Annotated in this window: 14 protein-coding genes and 1 pseudogene; 3 read left to right on the top strand and 12 right to left on the bottom strand. The window is 70.9% G+C overall.

Going from position 1 to position 17544, the window contains the following annotated elements:
* Positions 1-333: 333 nt before the first annotated feature.
* Entirely contained in the window at positions 334-1941 is a 1608-nt protein-coding gene (locus ACWPOB_RS09985) for an SLC13 family permease (protein ID WP_072634247.1), read from the bottom strand.
* 132 nt (positions 1942-2073) lie between these two features.
* On the opposite strand from ACWPOB_RS09985, the pseudogene ACWPOB_RS09990 reads away from it, so the two are divergent.
* Positions 2074-2268, top strand: a pseudogene (locus tag ACWPOB_RS09990) (pyruvate kinase alpha/beta domain-containing protein); the annotation flags it as partial.
* A 117-nt stretch (positions 2269-2385) separates the two neighbouring features.
* Here ACWPOB_RS09990 and ACWPOB_RS09995 read toward each other — a convergent pair.
* The 10 genes from ACWPOB_RS09995 to ACWPOB_RS10040 form a co-directional block, all read right to left on the bottom strand.
* Complete coding sequence (locus tag ACWPOB_RS09995; protein WP_010594538.1) at positions 2386-3189, bottom strand: ABC transporter permease; 804 nt, start codon at positions 3187-3189, stop codon at positions 2386-2388.
* The gene (locus ACWPOB_RS10000) at positions 3186-4169 is read right to left on the bottom strand and encodes an ATP-binding cassette domain-containing protein (RefSeq protein WP_100056971.1); all 984 of its coding nucleotides are present in this window, start codon (positions 4167-4169) and stop codon (positions 3186-3188) included. The genes ACWPOB_RS09995 and ACWPOB_RS10000 overlap by 4 nt, the downstream gene beginning before the upstream one ends.
* A gap of 77 nt (positions 4170-4246) precedes the next feature.
* The gene (locus ACWPOB_RS10005) at positions 4247-5065 is read right to left on the bottom strand and encodes an SDR family oxidoreductase (RefSeq protein WP_455400711.1); all 819 of its coding nucleotides are present in this window, start codon (positions 5063-5065) and stop codon (positions 4247-4249) included.
* A 58-nt stretch (positions 5066-5123) separates the two neighbouring features.
* Entirely contained in the window at positions 5124-5843 is a 720-nt protein-coding gene (locus ACWPOB_RS10010; protein WP_455400712.1) for a TetR/AcrR family transcriptional regulator, read from the bottom strand.
* Positions 5844-5924: 81 nt separating this feature from the next.
* A complete protein-coding gene (locus ACWPOB_RS10015; protein ID WP_455400713.1) occupies positions 5925-7097 on the bottom strand; it encodes a lipid-transfer protein in 1173 nt (390 codons plus the stop codon).
* Positions 7094-7501 (bottom strand): MaoC family dehydratase, encoded by a 408-nt coding sequence (locus ACWPOB_RS10020; RefSeq protein WP_455400714.1) that lies wholly within the window; start codon positions 7499-7501, stop codon positions 7094-7096. Before ACWPOB_RS10020 ends, ACWPOB_RS10015 begins: the two co-directional genes overlap by 4 nt.
* Positions 7498-8535, bottom strand: coding sequence for a bifunctional MaoC family dehydratase N-terminal/OB-fold nucleic acid binding domain-containing protein (locus tag ACWPOB_RS10025; RefSeq protein WP_455400715.1), 1038 nt, complete (start codon positions 8533-8535; stop codon positions 7498-7500). Before ACWPOB_RS10025 ends, ACWPOB_RS10020 begins: the two co-directional genes overlap by 4 nt.
* 14 nt (positions 8536-8549) lie before the next feature.
* Positions 8550-9701, bottom strand: coding sequence for an acyl-CoA dehydrogenase family protein (locus ACWPOB_RS10030; protein ID WP_100058210.1), 1152 nt, complete (start codon positions 9699-9701; stop codon positions 8550-8552).
* Positions 9686-10744, bottom strand: coding sequence for an acyl-CoA dehydrogenase family protein (locus ACWPOB_RS10035; RefSeq protein WP_455400716.1), 1059 nt, complete (start codon positions 10742-10744; stop codon positions 9686-9688). The genes ACWPOB_RS10030 and ACWPOB_RS10035 overlap by 16 nt, the downstream gene beginning before the upstream one ends.
* Positions 10745-10809: 65 nt before the next feature.
* Positions 10810-12954, bottom strand: coding sequence for an acyl-CoA dehydrogenase family protein (locus tag ACWPOB_RS10040; RefSeq protein ID WP_455400717.1), 2145 nt, complete (start codon positions 12952-12954; stop codon positions 10810-10812).
* Between the two features lie 92 nt (positions 12955-13046).
* Between ACWPOB_RS10040 and kstR the strand changes: the two genes are divergently transcribed.
* Positions 13047-13709, top strand: coding sequence for a cholesterol catabolism transcriptional regulator KstR (gene kstR, locus ACWPOB_RS10045; protein ID WP_100057622.1), 663 nt, complete (start codon positions 13047-13049; stop codon positions 13707-13709).
* Positions 13710-13803: 94 nt separating this feature from the next.
* Positions 13804-16401, top strand: coding sequence for a trehalose-phosphatase (gene otsB, locus ACWPOB_RS10050; RefSeq protein ID WP_455400718.1), 2598 nt, complete (start codon positions 13804-13806; stop codon positions 16399-16401).
* On the opposite strand, the gene ACWPOB_RS10055 is transcribed toward otsB, so the two are convergent.
* Positions 16389-17498 carry a LacI family DNA-binding transcriptional regulator gene (locus tag ACWPOB_RS10055; RefSeq protein WP_100057620.1) on the bottom strand — a complete coding sequence of 370 codons (1110 nt, stop codon included), beginning with the start codon at positions 17496-17498 and terminating at the stop codon, positions 16389-16391. The genes otsB and ACWPOB_RS10055 overlap by 13 nt on opposite strands.
* Positions 17499-17544: the final 46 nt, after the last annotated feature.

A 17544-nucleotide genomic window follows, 5' to 3' on the forward strand; every position in this document is an offset into this window, starting at 1 on the left:
ATCTCCCGGTCGATTCGTGCATGTGGGCCTGCTCCCTGTACTCGCTCGACAGGCCCACTATCCCACGGCGACCGGCATCGCTCCGGGCCGTTCACTCAGGCTCTTTCGGGTGGAAGGGCCGCGGCACGCAGCGATCGCCTCCCTCGGCAACGACGACCCCGGCCTCCTGAACGAGGTGCGAGCGCTGCCCTACCGAAGCTGCACGCCAACGGCATCCACATCCACCGCACCGACGACTACACCCACGGACCCGCAACCGCATCGCGGCATCGATGACCACCACCGTCGCGTGCAGTCTCCGGAGGTCGACCTTCGCGACGACGGTGTGTTCGATCATGCAGCGCCGAGGCCGACCAGGGCGATCGTCAAGGGCAGGAGAACGATGATCAGGATCGCACCCACGATGTCGAAGACCACCCCGCTTCGAATCATCGTGGTGATCGGGACGGCCCCGGAGCCGTAGACCACGGCGTTCTGCGGCGTCGAGACCGGAAGCATGAAGCCGAACGACGCAGCGAACGTGGCCGCGAGCGCCGGCACGAAGGGGTTGACACCGGCCGCCACCGCCACCGGAATCACGATCGGCACCACGACCGCCGCCGACGCCGTGTTGCTCGTCGTCTCCGATACGGCGATGGCCAGCACGACGGCGAAGACCGTGATGGCGACGACGCTCGTCAGGCCCAGCGAGTCCGCGACGGATGTGCCGATCGTCTCGGCGAGGCCGGTGTCGGCGAGCAGGGAGCCGAAGATGATGCCGGTGCCGAACAGCACGATCGTGCCCCAGTCGATCTCCGCTGCGTCTCGCCAGCGCAGCGTGAACTCGCGATTCTCCCAATCGGTCGGCAGAAGGTAGAGCAACGCCGCCCCGAAGACCGCGACCATACCCTCGTCGAGTCGGTCGCTGATCGTGCTGTAGAGGTCCGAGTCGTTGCCGGCGATCACCGCGACGACACCGGGCAGGATCCACAGCGTCACCGTGACTCCGAAGGCGATGAGAGTATTCTTCTCGGCACGAGACAGCGGACCCATTTCCGCGCGCTGCTGCGCCAGGTAGTCGGCGACGCCTTCGATACGTCGGATCTCGGGCTTGTTCAGGCGCAGCAGGATGACGGCGAGCGCGATGAACATCGACAGACAGATCGGGATGGCGATCACCATCCACTGCCCGAAGCTGATCCGCTCCCCCGTGGCCTCCTCGATGAGCCCGCGTCCGATGAGGTTGGGAGGGCTCCCGACCGGCGTCAACAGGCCGCCCACGCTTGCTCCGTACGCAAGCATCAGCATGATCGCGGCCCCCACCCGGACACGCAGCGGGTCGAAGTCGGGTGCGACGACGCCGCGGTTCTGCATGAGCTTCGCGATGACGCCGAGGATGCCCAGCGCCGTGGGCAGCAGCATCGCGACGGTCGCGGTGTTGGATACGAAGGCCGAGAGCCCGCACGTGATCGCGCCGAATGCGATGATCACCCCGGTGGTGGACTGGCCCACACGCGGCAGGGTCAGGATGCGGAACGCGAACCGACGCGCCACGCCGTGTTTGAGCATCGCCTGAGCGAGGATGAACGCTCCGATGAAAGTGAAGATCGTCGACGACCCGAATGCTGCGAGGACTTCGTCGGCCGGCGCCACCCCCAGAAAGACCACGACCGCCACACCGAGCAGCCCGGTGATCGGGATCGGCATCGCCTCGCTCACCCACAGCAGGATGACGCCGAGCAGCACGCCGGCCAACGTCTGCTGTTGCGGCGGTATGTCGATCGGCAGGGCGAGGAAGACGATCGCAATCAGCGGCGCGAGAAACAGCCCAATCGTGCGGCGGCCCTTCTCGAACCGCTCCTCGGCGGGTGAGAGCCGCTGTTCGCCGAGGCTGCGATAGGTGGCGTGCCCGAGCAACGCCTTGTCGACGTCGGTTCGGTCGCCCTGGTTCTCAGCTGTCATGGCCCCTTCCCCACGACATGGATCGGTACGGACGGAGTACCCATCCCCCGAGCGCGCTAGTCGTACTGCGGCATGATTTTCCGAGTCCATCAGGGTGCGTGCGGGTGGCGTGAGGTGCGTCCGCCGGGAGACGCCCGCGACATCGGGGAGTGATTGCACGCGAAAGCCCTCGTCGCGTTCACCCAAGCCGGGGACACCGTCCGCCACCTCGCCCGCCTGCACACCCCGCTGCCACTACTGGCCTTCACCCCGCTGCCCGAAGTGCGCAATCAACCCGCCCTGGCCTGGGGCACCGAAACCTTCCTCGTCGACCCCGTCCGCACCTCCCACTGACCATCGGATCGGGGGGCAAGTGCACCAGTCCGGCCACGATCACCGCATAGGCGCGTTCGACGGCTGGGGCCGCGGCCCGTGCGCGACCCCAGCGCGGTCGACCAAGGTCCCTCAGCGGCTGACGGCCTTCTGGTAGCGACGGATCGCGAAGGGCACGAACACGATCAGCATCGCGGCCGTCCACAGCAGCGACGCCAGGATCGGGTTCTGCAGCGGCCACGCGTCCGACACAGGCATCGTCGGATTGGTGTTGCCGAACAACTCCCGCACAGCCTGCGTCAGGGCCGACACCGGGTTCCATTCCGCGATCGTCTGCAGCACCGGCGGCAGCGAGGAGATGTCGACGAACGTGTTGGCCACGAACGACAACGGGAAGATCACCATGAAGCTCGCATTGTTGAACACCTCCGGCGTGCGGATCCACATCCCCACCACCGCCATCACCCAGGACAGCGCGTAGGCGAACAGCAACAGCAGCGCGTACCCGGCAAGGGCCTCCCCGAACGACGAGTGGATCCGCCACCCGACGAGCAGGCCCGTCAGCGACATCACCACCAGGCTGAGCACGTTGATGAGCACGTCGGTGGAGGTGCGGCCGACCAGCACCGCGGACGGCGCCATGGGCAGCGAGCGGAACCGGTCGATGATGCCCTTCTGCAGGTCCTCGACCATGCCCAGACCGGTCCAGGTCGCCCCGAAGATCACCGTCTGGGTGAAGATGCCGGCGATGAGGAACTCGCGGTAGGACATCCCCGGAACCTGGATCGCGCTGCCGAAGACGTACGCGAACAGCAACACGAACATGATCGGCGAGAGCATCGTGAAGACGATGAGGTCGGGCACGCGCTTGATCTTGATGACGTTGCGCTTGGCGATGGTGACCCCGTCCGACACCATCATCTGAGCCGTGTTCATCCCACCGCCTCCTCGATCTTCTCGTCCGCCTCGTGCCCGGTGAGGGCGAGGAACACGTCGTCCAGTGTCGGTTTGCGCAACGCCACGTCGGTGACGCGGATGCCCGCCGCGGACAGGCGGCCGAGCGCCGTGGCCAGCACATCGGCGCCGCTGCCTGTCGAGCCGGTGTCGCTGACCGGCACGGTGACGCGACCGGATCCCGCGTCGGCCTGGATCTCGCCGACCGCGAGGTCGTCGAGCTCGCGGCGCACGGTCGGGATCGTGGCGGCGTCCGCGACCCCCAGCTCGATGCGTTCCCCGCCGACGAGGCTCTTGAGTTCGTCGGCGGTGCCGCGGGCGATCACGACGCCCCGGTCGATCACCGCGATCCGGTCCGCGAGCCGCTCCGCCTCCTCCATGTACTGGGTGGTGAGCAGCAGCGTCGTCCCCCGCGCGACGAGCTGGTCGATGACCTCCCACAGCTGGAGCCGGGCCCGCGGGTCCAGACCGGTGGTGGGTTCGTCCAGGAACAGCACGGGTGGTTGCGCCACCAGCGCACCGGCGAGGTCGAGCCGGCGCCGCATGCCGCCGGAGTAGCCCTTGACCGGACGGTCCCCGGCCTCGATCAGGTCGAACTGCTCGAGCAGCTCACGCGCCCGCTCGCGGCTGCGCTTGATACCCAGATGGTAGAGGCGACCGACCATTTCGAGATTCTCGAACCCGGTGAGATACTCGTCGACCGCGGCGTACTGGCCCGAGGCGCCGATGTGCGAACGCAGAGCCCGCGCGTCGGCGACGACGTCGAGTCCCGCCACGGTGGCCCGGCCCTCGTCCGGTACGAGCAGGGTGGTGAGCACCCGCACCGTGGTCGTCTTGCCGGCGCCGTTGGGCCCGAGCAGCGCCGTCACCGTCCCTTCCGGGACTCGCAGATCGATTCCGTCGAGGGCCGTGACCCGTCCGTACCTCTTGATCAACCCCTCGGCGACTATGGCGTCGGCCATGAGTCCTCCCCGTCGTCGGATGTGCGCCCCAGTGTGCTACAGACCTCCGACAGGTTTCGAGCGGTTTTCCCGGCTCGTCAGATTCCGGCCAGCAGTCGTTCCTGGTAGCGCCGCATTCCGGTGAGCCAGCGGTCGTAGTCGGTGCCCTTCATCCGGTACATGTCGAGGACCTCGGGGTGCGGCAGGATCAGGAACTGCTCGGCCTCGACCCCCGCGAGCACCACCTCCGCGACGTCGGCCGGTTCGAGGACCGCCCCCGCGGAGGTGACGGCCCGCGCGGCCGCCACGCCCAGCCCCTCGCCGGAGGTCTCCCCCTCGTGCAGCAGCTGGGTGTTCACCCCCATGGGGCACACGCAACTGACGCGGATTCCCTTGTCGAAGTAGGTGACCGACAGCCATTCGGCGAATCCGACGGCGGCGTGCTTGGTGGCCGAGTAGGTGGCCGAACCGATCTGGGTGAGCAGCCCGGCGGCGGAGGCGGTGCTCACGAAGTAGCCCTCGCCGCGCTCGAGCCACCGCGGCACCATCAGCTGCGCGGCCCGCACGTGTGCGCGCAGGTTCACGTCGAGCGCGAGGTCCCAGGCCGACTCGTCGGCGCCGAGCCCCGCTGCCCCGGCGACTCCGGCGTTGGCGAAGTACAGCGCGACGGGACCGAGGTCGGCCTCGGCGCGGTCGACGATCTCCCGGATGCGGTCGGGGTCGGCGACGTCGGCGCCGACGCCGACGGCGAGACCGGCGCCGTCGGGATCGAGTTCGCGGGCCACCCGCTGCGCGGCGTCGCCGTCGAGGTCGGCGACGAGCACCCGCGCTCCCGCGGCCACGAGCCGGGCAGCGAGTGCGGCGCCGATTCCGTTACCGGCTCCGGTGACAACGGCGACCTTGCCTTCGACGTGCACTGGCGTTCCTCTCGTCGGGGGATGATGCCTCTCTGTTTAGTTGAATCAGATCTCGAGTTCAAGTGGTTGCCGCGGCGGCGCGCTCCGGGATCCGCAGCGCATTGGCCCACAGCCGCGTCAGCGTGGTCACCAGGACGTCGAAATCCACCGGCTCGGCGTCGCCCAGCGCGAGCGTCGAGTAGGCCAGGCGGCTGACCATGCCCGACAGCGCGCGCGAGGCGAGCATCGGATCGAGTTCCGGATCGGCGATGCCCCGCTTCTGCAGCTCCGCGATGCTGCGCGCGTTGCGCCGGATGAAGGTCTCGCCGCGCCGGCGCCGCAGCTCGCGGAAGCGCGGATCGATGCTCGCGACCTGCTCGAGCAGCACCATGAGGCGGGCGTTGCGGCGATACGCCTCGAGGTACGCCCGGTTGCTGGCCTCGAGCACCGCGTAGGGGTCGTCGGTGCCCGCGACCCGGCCCATCCCCGGGTGCAGCATGTCCTCCTGGGCCTCCTGGAGGACGGCCGCGAACACCTCCTCCTTGTTGTTGAAGTAGGTGTAGAAGGACCCGGTCGAGCACTTCGCCTCACGCGTGATGTCGGTGAGCTTGCTGTCGAGGAACCCGGACCGTTCGAAGACGACCCGGGCCGCCGCGATCAGCTCGGCGCGGCGGCGCGCCCCGCGCTGGGTGACCGGCGGGTCGTGCAGCAGGTCCGCCGGCGCCATGGACGGCGCCGGTCCGTCCCAGTCGGCGTCGCGGCCCGCGTCGCCGCGGCCTGAGTGTGAGGCGGAATTCATGTCCTACTTATACCGTCCCGGTCGGCTCGTGGCCGTGATGTCCTGCCGGATCCTCGCGGGTCCGGGCGGACACCTCCGCCCTCAGCTCCTCGCCAGCACCAGTCCCGACGTCGGCACCCCGGTGCCCGCGGTGACCAGTACGTTCTCCACGTCGGGAACCTGATTGACGGATGTGCCGCGAAGCTGGCGCACCCCCTCGGCGATGCCGTTCATCCCGTGGATGTACGCCTCGCCGAGCTGGCCGCCGTGGGTGTTGAGGGGCAGCCGGCCGCCGAGCTCGATCGCCCCGTCTGCGACGAAGTCCTTCGCCTCGCCGGGCCCGCAGAACCCGAGTTCCTCGAGCTGCATGAGCACGTACGGCGTGAAGTGGTCGTAGAGCACCGCCGTCTGCACGTCCTGCGGGCCGAGGCCGGACTGCTCCCACAGCTGGCGGCCGACGATGCCCATCTCGGGCAGCCCCGTCAGGCCGTCACGGTAGTAGCTGGCCATGATGTACTGGTCCGGTCCGCTGCCCTGGGCGGCCCCCGCCACCACGGCCGGCGGCTGGGACAGGTCCTGCGCCCGTTCGGTCGTGGTGACGACGAGCGCGACGCCGCCGTCGGACTCCTGGCAGCAGTCGAGCAGGTGCAGCGGTTCCGCGATCCACCGCGAATTCTGGTGGTCGTCGAGGGTGATCGGCCTGCCGTGGAAGAAGGCGTGCGGATTCGTCGCGGCGTGCCGGCGGGCCGCGACGGCGACCTTCCCGAAGTCCGCGCTGGTGGCGCCGGTGGCGTGCATGTAGCGCCGGGCGGCCATCGCCACGAACGACGCCGGGGTGCCCAGGCCGTGCGGATAGGAGAAGGCGTAGTCGGTGCCGGAGGAGTTGACCTGCGCCGACAGCGCGGTGTTGACCTGACCGTACCGCGCCCCGGAGCGCTCGTTGAACGCCCGGTACACCACCACCACGTCCGCGACGCCGGTGGCGACGGCCATCGCCGCCTGCTGCACGGTGGCACACGCCGCGCCGCCGCCGTAGTGGACGCGGGAGAAGAACTTCAGGCTCGGGATCCCCACCGCACGTGCGACGGCGATCTCGGTGTTGGTGTCCATCGTGAAGGAGGTCAGGCCGTCGACGTCCGCCGGGCGCAGGCCGGCGTCGGCCAGCGCCGCCCGCACCGCCTCCGCGGCCAGGCGCAGTTCGCTGCGGCCGGAGTCCTTGGAGAAGTCGGTGGCGCCGATGCCGACGATGGCGGCGCGACGGGACAGTTCGCTCATGCGGAGCCTCCGATCACGAGGACGGCCTTCGCGGTGATGTGGTCGCCCAGACCGTTCTTCCCGACGACGTCGACGGTGATGCGCCCGTCGTCCTCGACGGCGGCGACGGTCCCGGTCAGGGTCAGCGAGTCGTACGCGTACCAGGGCACCCCCAGCCGCAGCGAGACCGACTTCAGCACCGCGCGCGGACCGGCCCAGTCGGTGACATAGCGCTGCACCAGCCCGGTGTCGGTGAGGATGTTGACGAAGATGTCCTTCGACCCGCGCTGCTGCGCCTTGTCGCGGTCGTGGTGCACGTCCTGGAAGTCCCTGGTGGCCAAGGCCGTCGAGACGACGAACGTCGGATCGGCCCGGATCGTCAACGGCGGCAAGGATTGCCCCACGGTGACCGTTCCCGCGTTCATGCGCGCTCCTCGCTCGGCCGCCAGGCGTACAGGGTCCAGGGGTCGCCGCCGGTCTCGTCGTCGCCCGGGAAATCGAGAAAGATCGCCTCGACCGGCATCCCGATGCGCACGTCGCCGGGGTCCACCCCGCGCAGTTCGCCGAGCATACGGACACCTTCGTCGAGTTCGACGAGGGCGACGACGAACGGCACCGTCCGCCCCGGCACCTTCGGCGCGTGGTGCACCACGTAGCTGAAGACGGTGCCGCGGCCCGACGCGACGACGTAGTCGGTCGTCTCGTCCTTGTCCAGCCACAGCGCCGGCACCGGCGGGTGCTGCGGCGTGCCGTCGGGGCGCCGCTGGATACGCAGTTCGTGCGCGGCGACACCGTCCCAGAAGAACCGCGTGTCCTGCGACGCGGACGGCCGCAGCATGCGAGTGGGGTCGAGGTCCGCCGGAACCGTCGGGACCGAATGTGACACCGGTTCGGTTGAATCGACAGAATGTGACATTCGGCCGGTCTCGCGGGTGGGCGGCGCGAACTTGAGGATGCGGAAGAGCATTTCGGCGACCACCTCGTCGCCGACCTTCCACACGCTGCGGGTGGTGAAGAACCAGCCCTCGCCGAGGCCGGTCTTCTTGGGTCCGGCGAGGTCTTCGAGGGTGGACTCGATGGTCACCTCCTCGCCGTGGCGCAGATAGCGGTGGTAGACCTGATCGCAGTTCGTGGCGACGACCGACGTGTAGCCCGCCTCGTCGAGGATCTCCGTCATCCGGCGGAGCGGATCGTCCTCCTCGCGCTTGGCGCCGAGGCCCCGCATGGTCCACACCTGCGCCATCGCGGGTGGCGCGACGAGGCCGCCGTGCCCGGCCGCGATCGCGGCGGATTCGTCTGTGTAGATCGGGTTCTCGTCGCCGATCGCCTCGAGCCAGTTGCGGATCAGCGGCAGGTTCACCCGGTCGCGGCCCGCACGCGGCTTGGACGGCCCGTCGGCGCGGACGCGTTCGGCGGCCGCGCGGATCTCGTCGTGGGGGCCCGGCACGCCGGCGCTCATCGACACGTCCCCCTTCACCGCGGGACCCGGGGCATGGCCAGGCCCGCCGTCGCGATCAGCTCCCGCATCACCTCGTTGACACCGCCGCCGAAGGTGATCACCAGGTTCCGCTTGACCTGCATGTCGAGCCAGCGCAGCAGGTCCGCGGTCTCCGGGTCGCCGGGATCCCCGAACCGGCCGACCATCTCCTCCGCGAGCCGGCCGACGCGCTGGATGCGTTCGGTGGCGAACACCTTGGTGGCCGACGCGTCCGCGATGTCGACCGCCTCGGATTCGCTGGCGGCGACCTGCCAGTTGAGCAGTTCGTTGAGCCGGAACGTCGCGTGGATCTCGCCGAGCCCGCGCCGCACGTCGGGTTCGCCGAGCAGGCCGCGGGAACGGGCCCAGGCGAACACCCGGTCGTAGAGCCCGCCCACGCGGCCGGCGGGGCCGAGCATGACGCGTTCGTGGTTGAGCTGGGTGGTGATCAGTCTCCAGCCCTCGTTCTCCTCGCCGACGAGCATCTCGACCGGGACGCGCACGTCGCTGTAGTACGTGGCGTTGACGTGGTGCGCGCCGTCGCAGGTGATGATGGGCGTCCAGCCGAAGCCGGGGTCCTTGGTGTCGACGATGAGGATCGAGATGCCGCGGTGCCTCGAGTCGGCGCTGCCGGTGCGCACCGCAAGCCAGATGTAGTCGGCGTCGTGGCCGCCGGTGGTGAAGATCTTCTGCCCGTTCACCACGTAGTGGTCGCCGTCGCGCACGGCCGTGGTGCGCAGTGCGGCGAGGTCGGTCCCGGCGTCGGGCTCGGAATAGCCGATCGCGAAGTGGACCTCGCCGGCGAGGATGGCGGGCAGGAACTTCCGCTTCTGTTCCTCGGTTCCGTAGACCTGCAGGGTCGGCCCGACCGTCTGCAGGGTGACACTGGGCAGCGGCACGTCGGCGCGCACGGCCTCGTTGACGAAGATCTGCTGCTCGACCTCACCGAAGCCGCGGCCGCCGAATTCGACGGGCCAGCCGACGCCGAGCCAGCCGTCCTTGCCCATCCGGCGCACGACCTCCCGGTAGGTGGGGCCGTGGCGCTCGGTGCGCATGATCGCGGCCTCCTCGGGGGAGATCAGGTCCGCGAAGTACCGTCGCAGTTCCGCCTGCAGCGCGCGCTGCTCGTCGGTCAGATCGATGAACACCGGGCCCCCACGAGGTCGAGTCGGTACGAGGCGCCGCCGAGCAGGCGCGCCAGATCCTTTGCGGTCGAGGAATAGCGGTGCAGCGGATAGGTCTCGTCCACGCCGAGACCGCCGTGCAGGTGGTGCAGCACGCGCACGGCGGGCGGCAGCTCCGTGGCGATCCAGTACGCCGTGACGTCGAGGTCGTCGTCCGCGGCGGCGCTGCGGGCGTCCTGCGCGACGCGCCAGGCCGCGGCGAGCGCGGCGACGTGCAGGGTGCGGGAGGTGACGTAGACGTCGGCGATCTGCTGGGCCACCGCCTGGAAGGTGGCGAGCGGCTTGCCGAACTGGTGCCGGGTGCTCACGTGCTGCGCGGTGAGCTGCGTTGCGCCCGAAAGCAGTCCGTCCGCGTAGGCGCCGACCGCGGCGAGGGCGAGGCGGTACAGGACGGCGACGTCGGCGGCCGGGTCGGCGCCGTCGCCGAGGAGCAGGCCCGGCGCGGACTCGAGCCGCACGGAGCACTCGGGGGCGTGGGCCGACGACGGGCTCTCGGTCAGGGTCACGCCCGGTGCCGTGGGTTCGACGGCGATCACACCGGCGTCGGTGGGCACCAGGATCTTTCGCGACGTCGCCGCGTAGGGCACGCCGACGAAGTGCCCGGTGACGGCGTGGCGTTCCCCGTCGGGTACCGCCGTGGCGGCGGGGGACGCCGGGAAGGCGCGGCCGACCTCGGCGAGGGCGGCGGTGAGGACGGCACCGTCGGCGACGCCCGCGAGCAGCTCGTCCTGCTGCGCGTCGGCGGCGAGGATCCGGACGGGCAGCACACCGAAGCCGAGGGTGGCCAGGGCCGGGACGGGTGCGGCACGTCGCCCGATCTCGGTGAGCAGTGCGGTGACCTCGGCGACGCCGAGGTCGTCGCCGCCGAGCCGCGCGGGCAGGGCGAGGGAGAGCAGGTCGGCGTCGGCGAGGGCGCGCCACAGTTCGTCCGGGCCCAGGTCGCGGGCGAGCAGGTCGACGGCGACCTGGGCCACGGCCTCCTGCGTGTCGTCACGAGCGAAGTCCACGTTTCCACCTTCGATTAGAACGTGTTCTAGTTGTATCACCTCGGCAGGGCGGGTGGAAGCACCCGTCAGCCGCGCGGCAGGCCCAGCAGGCGCTCCGCCGCGAGGGTGAGCAGGATCTGCTCGGTGCCGCCGGCGATCGTCAGGCAGCGCGTGTTGAGGAACTCGCGCGAGAGGGGGCCCTCGACCCAGCCGGCCGCACCGGCGAGATCCATCGCGAGCTCGGCGGTGTCCTGGCGCTGCCGCACGCCGACCAGCTTGCGCACGCTCGATGCCGGGCCGGGGTCCTGACCGTCGAGCTGCGCGAGGGTGGTCCGCAGCTCGAGCAGCGACCCGGCCGTGGCCTCGGCGACGAGCCCGCCGATCCGGTCCTCGGCGACCGGGTCGCCGGGTGCCACCAGGTCCAGCAGTTGTTCGACCGCCTTCCCCAGCGACGATCCGCCGCTCATCGCGACCCGTTCGTTGGCGAGCGTGGTGCGGGCGAGCCTCCACCCGCCGCCGAGCGGGCCGACGACGCACTCGTCGGGGACGAACACGCCGTCGAGGAACACCTCGTTGAAGAGTGCGTCGCCGGTGATCTCCCGAAGCGGCGAGACGGTGATGCCCGCGGACTTCATGTCGACGAGGAAGTACGTGATGCCCTTGTGCTTCGGGGCGTCACGGTCGGTGCGGGCCAGGCAGATCGCCCAGTCGGCCTCCTGGGCCAGCGACGTCCACACCTTCTGCCCCTGCAGGCGCCAGCCCCCGTCGACCTTCTCCGCGGTGGTGCGCAGCGACGCCAGGTCGGATCCGGCGCCCGGCTCCGAGAACAGCTGGCACCAGACGATCTCACCGCGCAGGGTCGGCAGGGCGAAGCGGTCGATCTGCTCGGCGGTGCCGTGCTCGAGGATGGTGGGCACGGCCCACCATCCGATCACCAGATCGGGCCGGTCCACGCCGGCGGCCGCGAGTTCCTCCTCGATGAGGATCTGCTGCGCGGCGTGCGCGCCCCGGCCGTACGGCGGCGGCCAGTGCGGGGCCAGGAACCCGGCCTCGGCGAGCGCGGCCCGCCGCTGCGGCCCGGGCCGGTCGAGGAGCTGCGCGATCTCGGCGCGGATGCGCGCGCGTTCGTCGTCGAAGGCGCTCAGGTCGACGGTGAGGTGACGGCGGGCGCCGGAGCGGGCGAGGCCGGCGACCCGGGCCCGCCAGGCGGTGGAGCCGCCGAGCAGCTGACGGGTGACGACCGCGCGGCGCAGGTACAGGTGGGCGTCGTGCTCCCACGTGAAACCGATACCACCGAGCACCTGGATGGCATCCTTGGCGTTCTGCACGGCGGCGTCGAGGGCGACGGCGGTCGCGACGGCCGCGGCCAGTGGCAGTTCGTGCGGGGCCGCGTCGGCCGCCACGGCGGCGTCCCAGGCCGCCGCGCGGATCTTCTCGGTACGGCAGAGCATCTCGGCGCACAGGTGCTTGATCGCCTGGAACGAGCCGATGGGCTTGCCGAACTGTTCGCGGATCTTGGCGTACTCCACGGCCGTGGTCAGGGCCCAGTCGGCGACACCGGCGAGTTCGGCGGCGGCGAGCGTGGCGGCGAGGTCGCGCACCAGGCCTGCCGGGACGCAGACGACCCGGTCGGTGGCGACGGCGACGCCGGCGAGCCGCACGCGGGCGAGCGCCCGCGACTTGTCGAGAGTGTCGAGGGGTTCGAGGTTCAGTCCGGGGGTGTCGGCGTCGAGCAGCGCCCAGCGTTCGGTCCCGCCGTCGGTGCCGATGCGGACCAGGACCGCGACGCCCGGCTCGCCGCCGAGCGCCGGGCCCGCATCGCCGTCGAGGTCGTACCCGCCCTCCCGGCTCGTCGCGGTGAGCGCGCCGCCCACCGCGACGGCGGCCGGCAGGGTGCCCTCGGCCAGGAGTTCCGTCCACTTGGCGCCGTCGGCGCCGGCGGCGCGGCCGAAGACGAGCGCGGCCAGGGCGGTGGGAAGGACGGGGCCGGTCGCGAGGTGGTGCGCAGCCTGTTCGAGCATCGTCGCCAGGTCGACGACGCCGGCGCCGGCGCCGCCCGCGGCCTCGGGCACGGCGACGGCGAAGATTCCGAGTTCGGCGAGCGATTCCCACCCCGGTCGCCACGTGGTCGCCGGTCGTTCGCGTAGGTTCTGGATCGGCGCTGTGGCGCGCGCCCAGGCCTGTACAGAGGCCTGCGCGGCCTGCTGTTCCTCGGTGGTGGCAATGCTCACAGCGGGTTTCCGCCTTTCGGGAATGACACGATGCCTAGAACGTGTTCTAATATGACAGCCGGTTCAGAGTCAAGGCAGAGGAAGACATCTCGATGACGACATCGTCCCGCTCACGTTCCACCGGCGGCGGAACTCTGACCGCCCTCACCGAGGACGATCTCAGTTCCAACGCCCAGAAGGAACGGCGCAAGCGGATACTCGACGCCACCCTGGCGCTCGCCTCCAAGGGTGGGTACGAGGCCGTACAGATGCGCTCCGTCGCCGAGAAGGCCGACGTGGCCGTCGGCACCCTGTACCGGTACTTCCCCTCGAAGGTGCACCTGCTCGTCTCGGCCCTCGGCCGCGAGTTCGCGCGCATCGAGGGCAAGGGCAAGATCCCGCCGGGCCACACGCCGCTCGAGCGGATGCAGCTGATCCTGAGCCTGATCACGAAGGCGATGCAACGTGACCCGCTGCTCACCGAAGCCATGACCCGGGCGTTCATGTTCGCCGACGCCTCGGCCGCCGCCGAGGTCGATCAGGTCGGCCTGCTCATGGACCGGCTCTTCGCCCGCGCGATGAACGAGGGCGAGCCCACCGAGGAGGAACTGGCGATCGCCCGCGTCATCAGCGACGTGTGGTTGTCGAACCTCGTGGCGTGGCTGACGCGACGCTCGTCCGCGACCGACGTCGCGCGCCGGCTGGAGCTGACCGTCGAGCTGCTGCTCGGCGACGGATCGCAGCGTCCGGCCTCGATTCCGGTCCAGGAAGGCTGACCTGCGCCGCGAGGAGCGGAACTGTAACGGGAAACACGTCCCGAACCGGACAGGGGAGACGACGCCGGGCGCCGGATCACCTACCTTTGAGTGAGTGAGCGCCCAAGACCTCCCGATCGACCTGCGCCGCGCCCTCGTCGCGCTGGCGCGGACCCCGCGGCTCCTCGTGGCCTCCGACTACGACGGTACCGTCGCGCCGATCGTCTCGGATCCGGACAAGGCGTTCCCGAACGCCGAGTCGGTCCGCGCCCTGCGCGCGCTCGCCGGCCTGCCGTCCACGGCCGCAGCCGTGATCTCCGGTCGCGCCCTGAAGGATCTCGCGGCCCTGTCCCGCCTGCCCGCCGAGGTGCAGCTCGTCGGCAGCCACGGCTCGGAGTTCGACATCGGCTTCGTCCACGCCATCGACAGCGACGCCCGGCAGCTGCTGCGCGATATCGTCGCCGAGCTCGAGGCGATCGCCGCCCGCTACGACGGCGTGCACGTCGAGGCGAAGCCGGCGAGTGCCGCGCTGCACGTGCGCAACGCCGACCCGGCCGACGCCGAGCAGGCACTGTCGCTGGTCCGCGGCGACCTCGCCCGGCACCCGGGTGTGCAGGTCACCGAGGGCAAGGCCGTCATCGAGCTGGCGGTCGTGCCCACCGACAAGGGCCACGCGCTGGACATCATCCGGCACCAGGAGTCGGCGAGCGCCGCGGTCTTCTTCGGCGACGACGTGACGGACGAGAAGGCCTTCGCCTCCCTCCACGGCCCGGACGTGGGCGTCAAGATCGGGGACGGCGAGACCGCCGCCCAGTACCGGATCGGCACGGTCGAGGACGTCGCGGCCGCGCTGGCGTTCCTGCTCGACCAGCGCCGCACGTGGCTCTCGGGCGCGGAGGCCTGCCCGATCGAGCGGCTGACGATGCTGGCGAGCCCGCGCGCGAAGGCGCTGCTGACGCCGGACGGAACGGTGACGTGGCTGTGCCACCCCGAGCCGGATTCCGCGGCGGTGTTCGCGCATCTGCTCGGCGGCGAACCGGCCGGGCACTTCACCATCGGTCCGAGCCGGGAGGCCCTGCCCCTGAGCCAGCGCTACATCGACGGCACCATGACGGTGGTGACCCGCTGGGCGAGCCTCGCGGTGATCGACTACGTTCCGCACGACGTCGAACCGGGCCGCACCGACCTGACCCGGGTCATCACCGGCAAGGCCAAGGCGGTGGTGACGTTCGCGCCGCGCCCGGAGTTCGGACAGGGCCAGGTCGGGCTCGAGCCCGTGGCCGACGGCCTGCGGATACTCGGATTCAACGAGCCGTACGTGCTGCGCTCCCCCGGCGTCGAGTGGAACATCACCACCGACGGCGCCCATCAGACCGCGCACGCCGTCGTCGATCCGTCCGACGGCGACATCATCCTCGAATTCCGTTGCGGCACCGATGATATCGGACCACACCCCGTCGCGGAGGTGCAGCGGCGCGCGTCCGCGGAGGAGTACTGGTGGAAGTGGGCGGCGGGCCTGGACCTGCCGCCGCTCAAGCGGGACCTGATGAAGCGGTCGGCGCTGACCCTGCGCGGCCTCGTGCACGCACCCACGGGATCCATCATGGCGGCCGCGACCACGTCGCTGCCCGAGGAGATCGGCGGCGTCCGCAACTGGGACTACCGCTACTGCTGGCTCCGCGACGCCGCCCTGACCGCGCACGCCCTGGTGAGCGTCGGGTCGCTCGCCGAGGCGGACGCCTATCTGGACTGGGTGCACCGGGTGCTCGACACCGTGCCGGGCCCCGAGCGCCTGCACCCGCTGTACACGCTGGCCGGCGGCGCGCTGCCGCCCGAGGCGGTCATCGACACGCTGCCCGGCTACGCCGGCTCCCGGCCCGTCCGGGTCGGCAACGCCGCGAGCCAGCAGGTCCAGCTCGACGTGTTCGGCCCGATCGTGGACCTGATTGCGGCGCTGGCGCACCGCCGCGAGGAGCGCGGCGTCCCGCACGATCAGGCCCTCACCGACCGGGACTGGGAGCTGGTGTGCGCCATGGTCACCGCCGTCGAATGCCGCTGGTTCGAGCCCGACCACGGCATCTGGGAGATCCGCGACAACCCGCGCCACCACGTGTACTCGAAGGTCATGGGCTGGCTGACCGTGGACCGCGCGCTGACGCTGGCCGAGAAGTTCGGGCGCACCGCCGGCGACAACTGGGCCGGGCTGCGCGCGGAGATCGCGGAGGAGGTGCTGGAGAAGGGCTGGAACGACGACGTGAGCTCCTACACCGCGGCCTACGACGGCACCGACCTCGACGCGGCGACGCTGTTCATCGGCCTGTCCGGGCTCATCGACCCCGACGACCCGCGGTTCCACGCGACGGTCGTCGCGACGGAGGCGGAGCTGCGCAGCGGTTCGACGGTGTACCGCTACCTGCACGACGACGGCCTGCCCGGAACCGAGGGCGGCTTCCACCTGTGCGCGGCGTGGCTGGTGGAGGCGTACCTCCTCGTCGGTGCCCGTCCGCAGGCGGAGGCGCTGTTCGCACAGCTCGTCGACGCGGCGGGGCCCACGGGGCTGCTCAGCGAGGAGTACGACCCGGTGGCGGAGCGGTCACTCGGCAACCATCCCCAGGCGTACAGCCACCTCGGGCTGCTGCGGTGCGCCCAGCTGCTGGCGGCGGCGCCGGCGGAGGCGGATCGGACGCTGTCGGCCGTCGATCACTCGGCGTAGATCGACGTCTCGTCGTGCACGCCGGTGGTCTGGCCGATGAGCAGTTCCGTCGCAAGGGTCTCCACCGTCGCGACCCCGGAGTGTGACGGCGCGGCCATGAGCAGGGCGCCGGTGCGCCGGCCCTTCTCCTCCTGGGGCTGGCGCACGGTGGTCACGCCCTCGCGCAGGGCCTCGCCGATCCCGTCGAAGCCGGTGATCGACAACCGCCCGGGGACCTCGAGGCCGGCGCTGCGTGCCCACGCCAGCGCGCCGAGCGCGAGGACATCGGTGGTGCACATCAGGGCGGTGATCGCCGGGTTCGCCGCCAGCGCCTGCGCGGCGGCGGACGCGCCGTCCTCCGCGGTGTGCGCGTAGCGCTCGACGACGGTGAGGCTCGCGGGGTCGAGGCCGGCCGCGCGCAGGGCCTCCTGCACGCCGAGGATCCGCTCGTGCTGGACGTGGAAGCGGTCGGACTCGAAGCGGGCGGGGTCGACGACACCGTCGTGCCGGTCGCGGCCGAGTCGCATGCACAGCACCCCGATCCGGCGGTGGCCGAGGGCGATGAGGTGCTCGGCGAGCCTGCGCATCGCGCCTCGGTCGTCGATGCCGACCAGTGGCGCGCTCGCGATGCCGCGGGGCTGGTCGCACACCACCAGGGGCAGGTTCCGTTCGAGGACGGCGGCGAGATACAGATCGTCGGACGGAACCGAGTAGACGACGAAGCCGTCGACCGCGGCGGCGTGCACGACCTGCGCCGCCTCCTCCTCGTCGCGTTCCGGTCCGGCGGGGATGAGCAGAAGGCCCTCGCCGGCGGCCTCGCAGGATTCGGAGAGGCCGGACAGGAAGCTCATCGCGGCCGGGTCCCGGAACGAGTAGCTCAGCGCCTCGGTGAGCAGCACGCCCACGGCCCCGGCCCTGCGGGTGCGCAGGGAACGGGCCATCGGGTCCGGACCGGCGTAGCCGCGACGCTTGGCGACCTCGAGGATCTGCTCGCGAAGCTCGGCGGACAGCTGGTCCGGCCGGTTGTAGGCGTTGGAGACGGTGGTGCGGGAGATCTTCAGCTCGGCAGCGATCGACGCCAGGGTGGCCTGGGGACGCGGCTGACGAGACCTGGGCATGAACGGACGGTAGCGGGTCCGCGCCGTCCCGACGAATCGGGCCGGA

It is taken from the genome of Rhodococcus sp. 2H158, assembly GCF_053764755.1.

Coding starts and splice junctions, on each gene's coding strand:
- ACWPOB_RS10020 (WP_455400714.1), bottom strand. CDS start 7,501: ATGAACGCGGGAACGGTCACCGTGGGGCAATCCTTGCCGCCGTTGACG.
- ACWPOB_RS10025 (WP_455400715.1), bottom strand. CDS start 8,535: ATGAGCGCCGGCGTGCCGGGCCCCCACGACGAGATCCGCGCGGCCGCC.
- ACWPOB_RS09985 (WP_072634247.1), bottom strand. CDS start 1,941: ATGACAGCTGAGAACCAGGGCGACCGAACCGACGTCGACAAGGCGTTG.
- ACWPOB_RS10000 (WP_100056971.1), bottom strand. CDS start 4,169: ATGGCCGACGCCATAGTCGCCGAGGGGTTGATCAAGAGGTACGGACGG.
- ACWPOB_RS10055 (WP_100057620.1), bottom strand. CDS start 17,498: ATGCCCAGGTCTCGTCAGCCGCGTCCCCAGGCCACCCTGGCGTCGATC.
- kstR (WP_100057622.1), top strand. CDS start 13,047: ATGACGACATCGTCCCGCTCACGTTCCACCGGCGGCGGAACTCTGACC.
- ACWPOB_RS09995 (WP_010594538.1), bottom strand. CDS start 3,189: ATGAACACGGCTCAGATGATGGTGTCGGACGGGGTCACCATCGCCAAG.
- ACWPOB_RS10010 (WP_455400712.1), bottom strand. CDS start 5,843: ATGAATTCCGCCTCACACTCAGGCCGCGGCGACGCGGGCCGCGACGCC.
- ACWPOB_RS10015 (WP_455400713.1), bottom strand. CDS start 7,097: ATGAGCGAACTGTCCCGTCGCGCCGCCATCGTCGGCATCGGCGCCACC.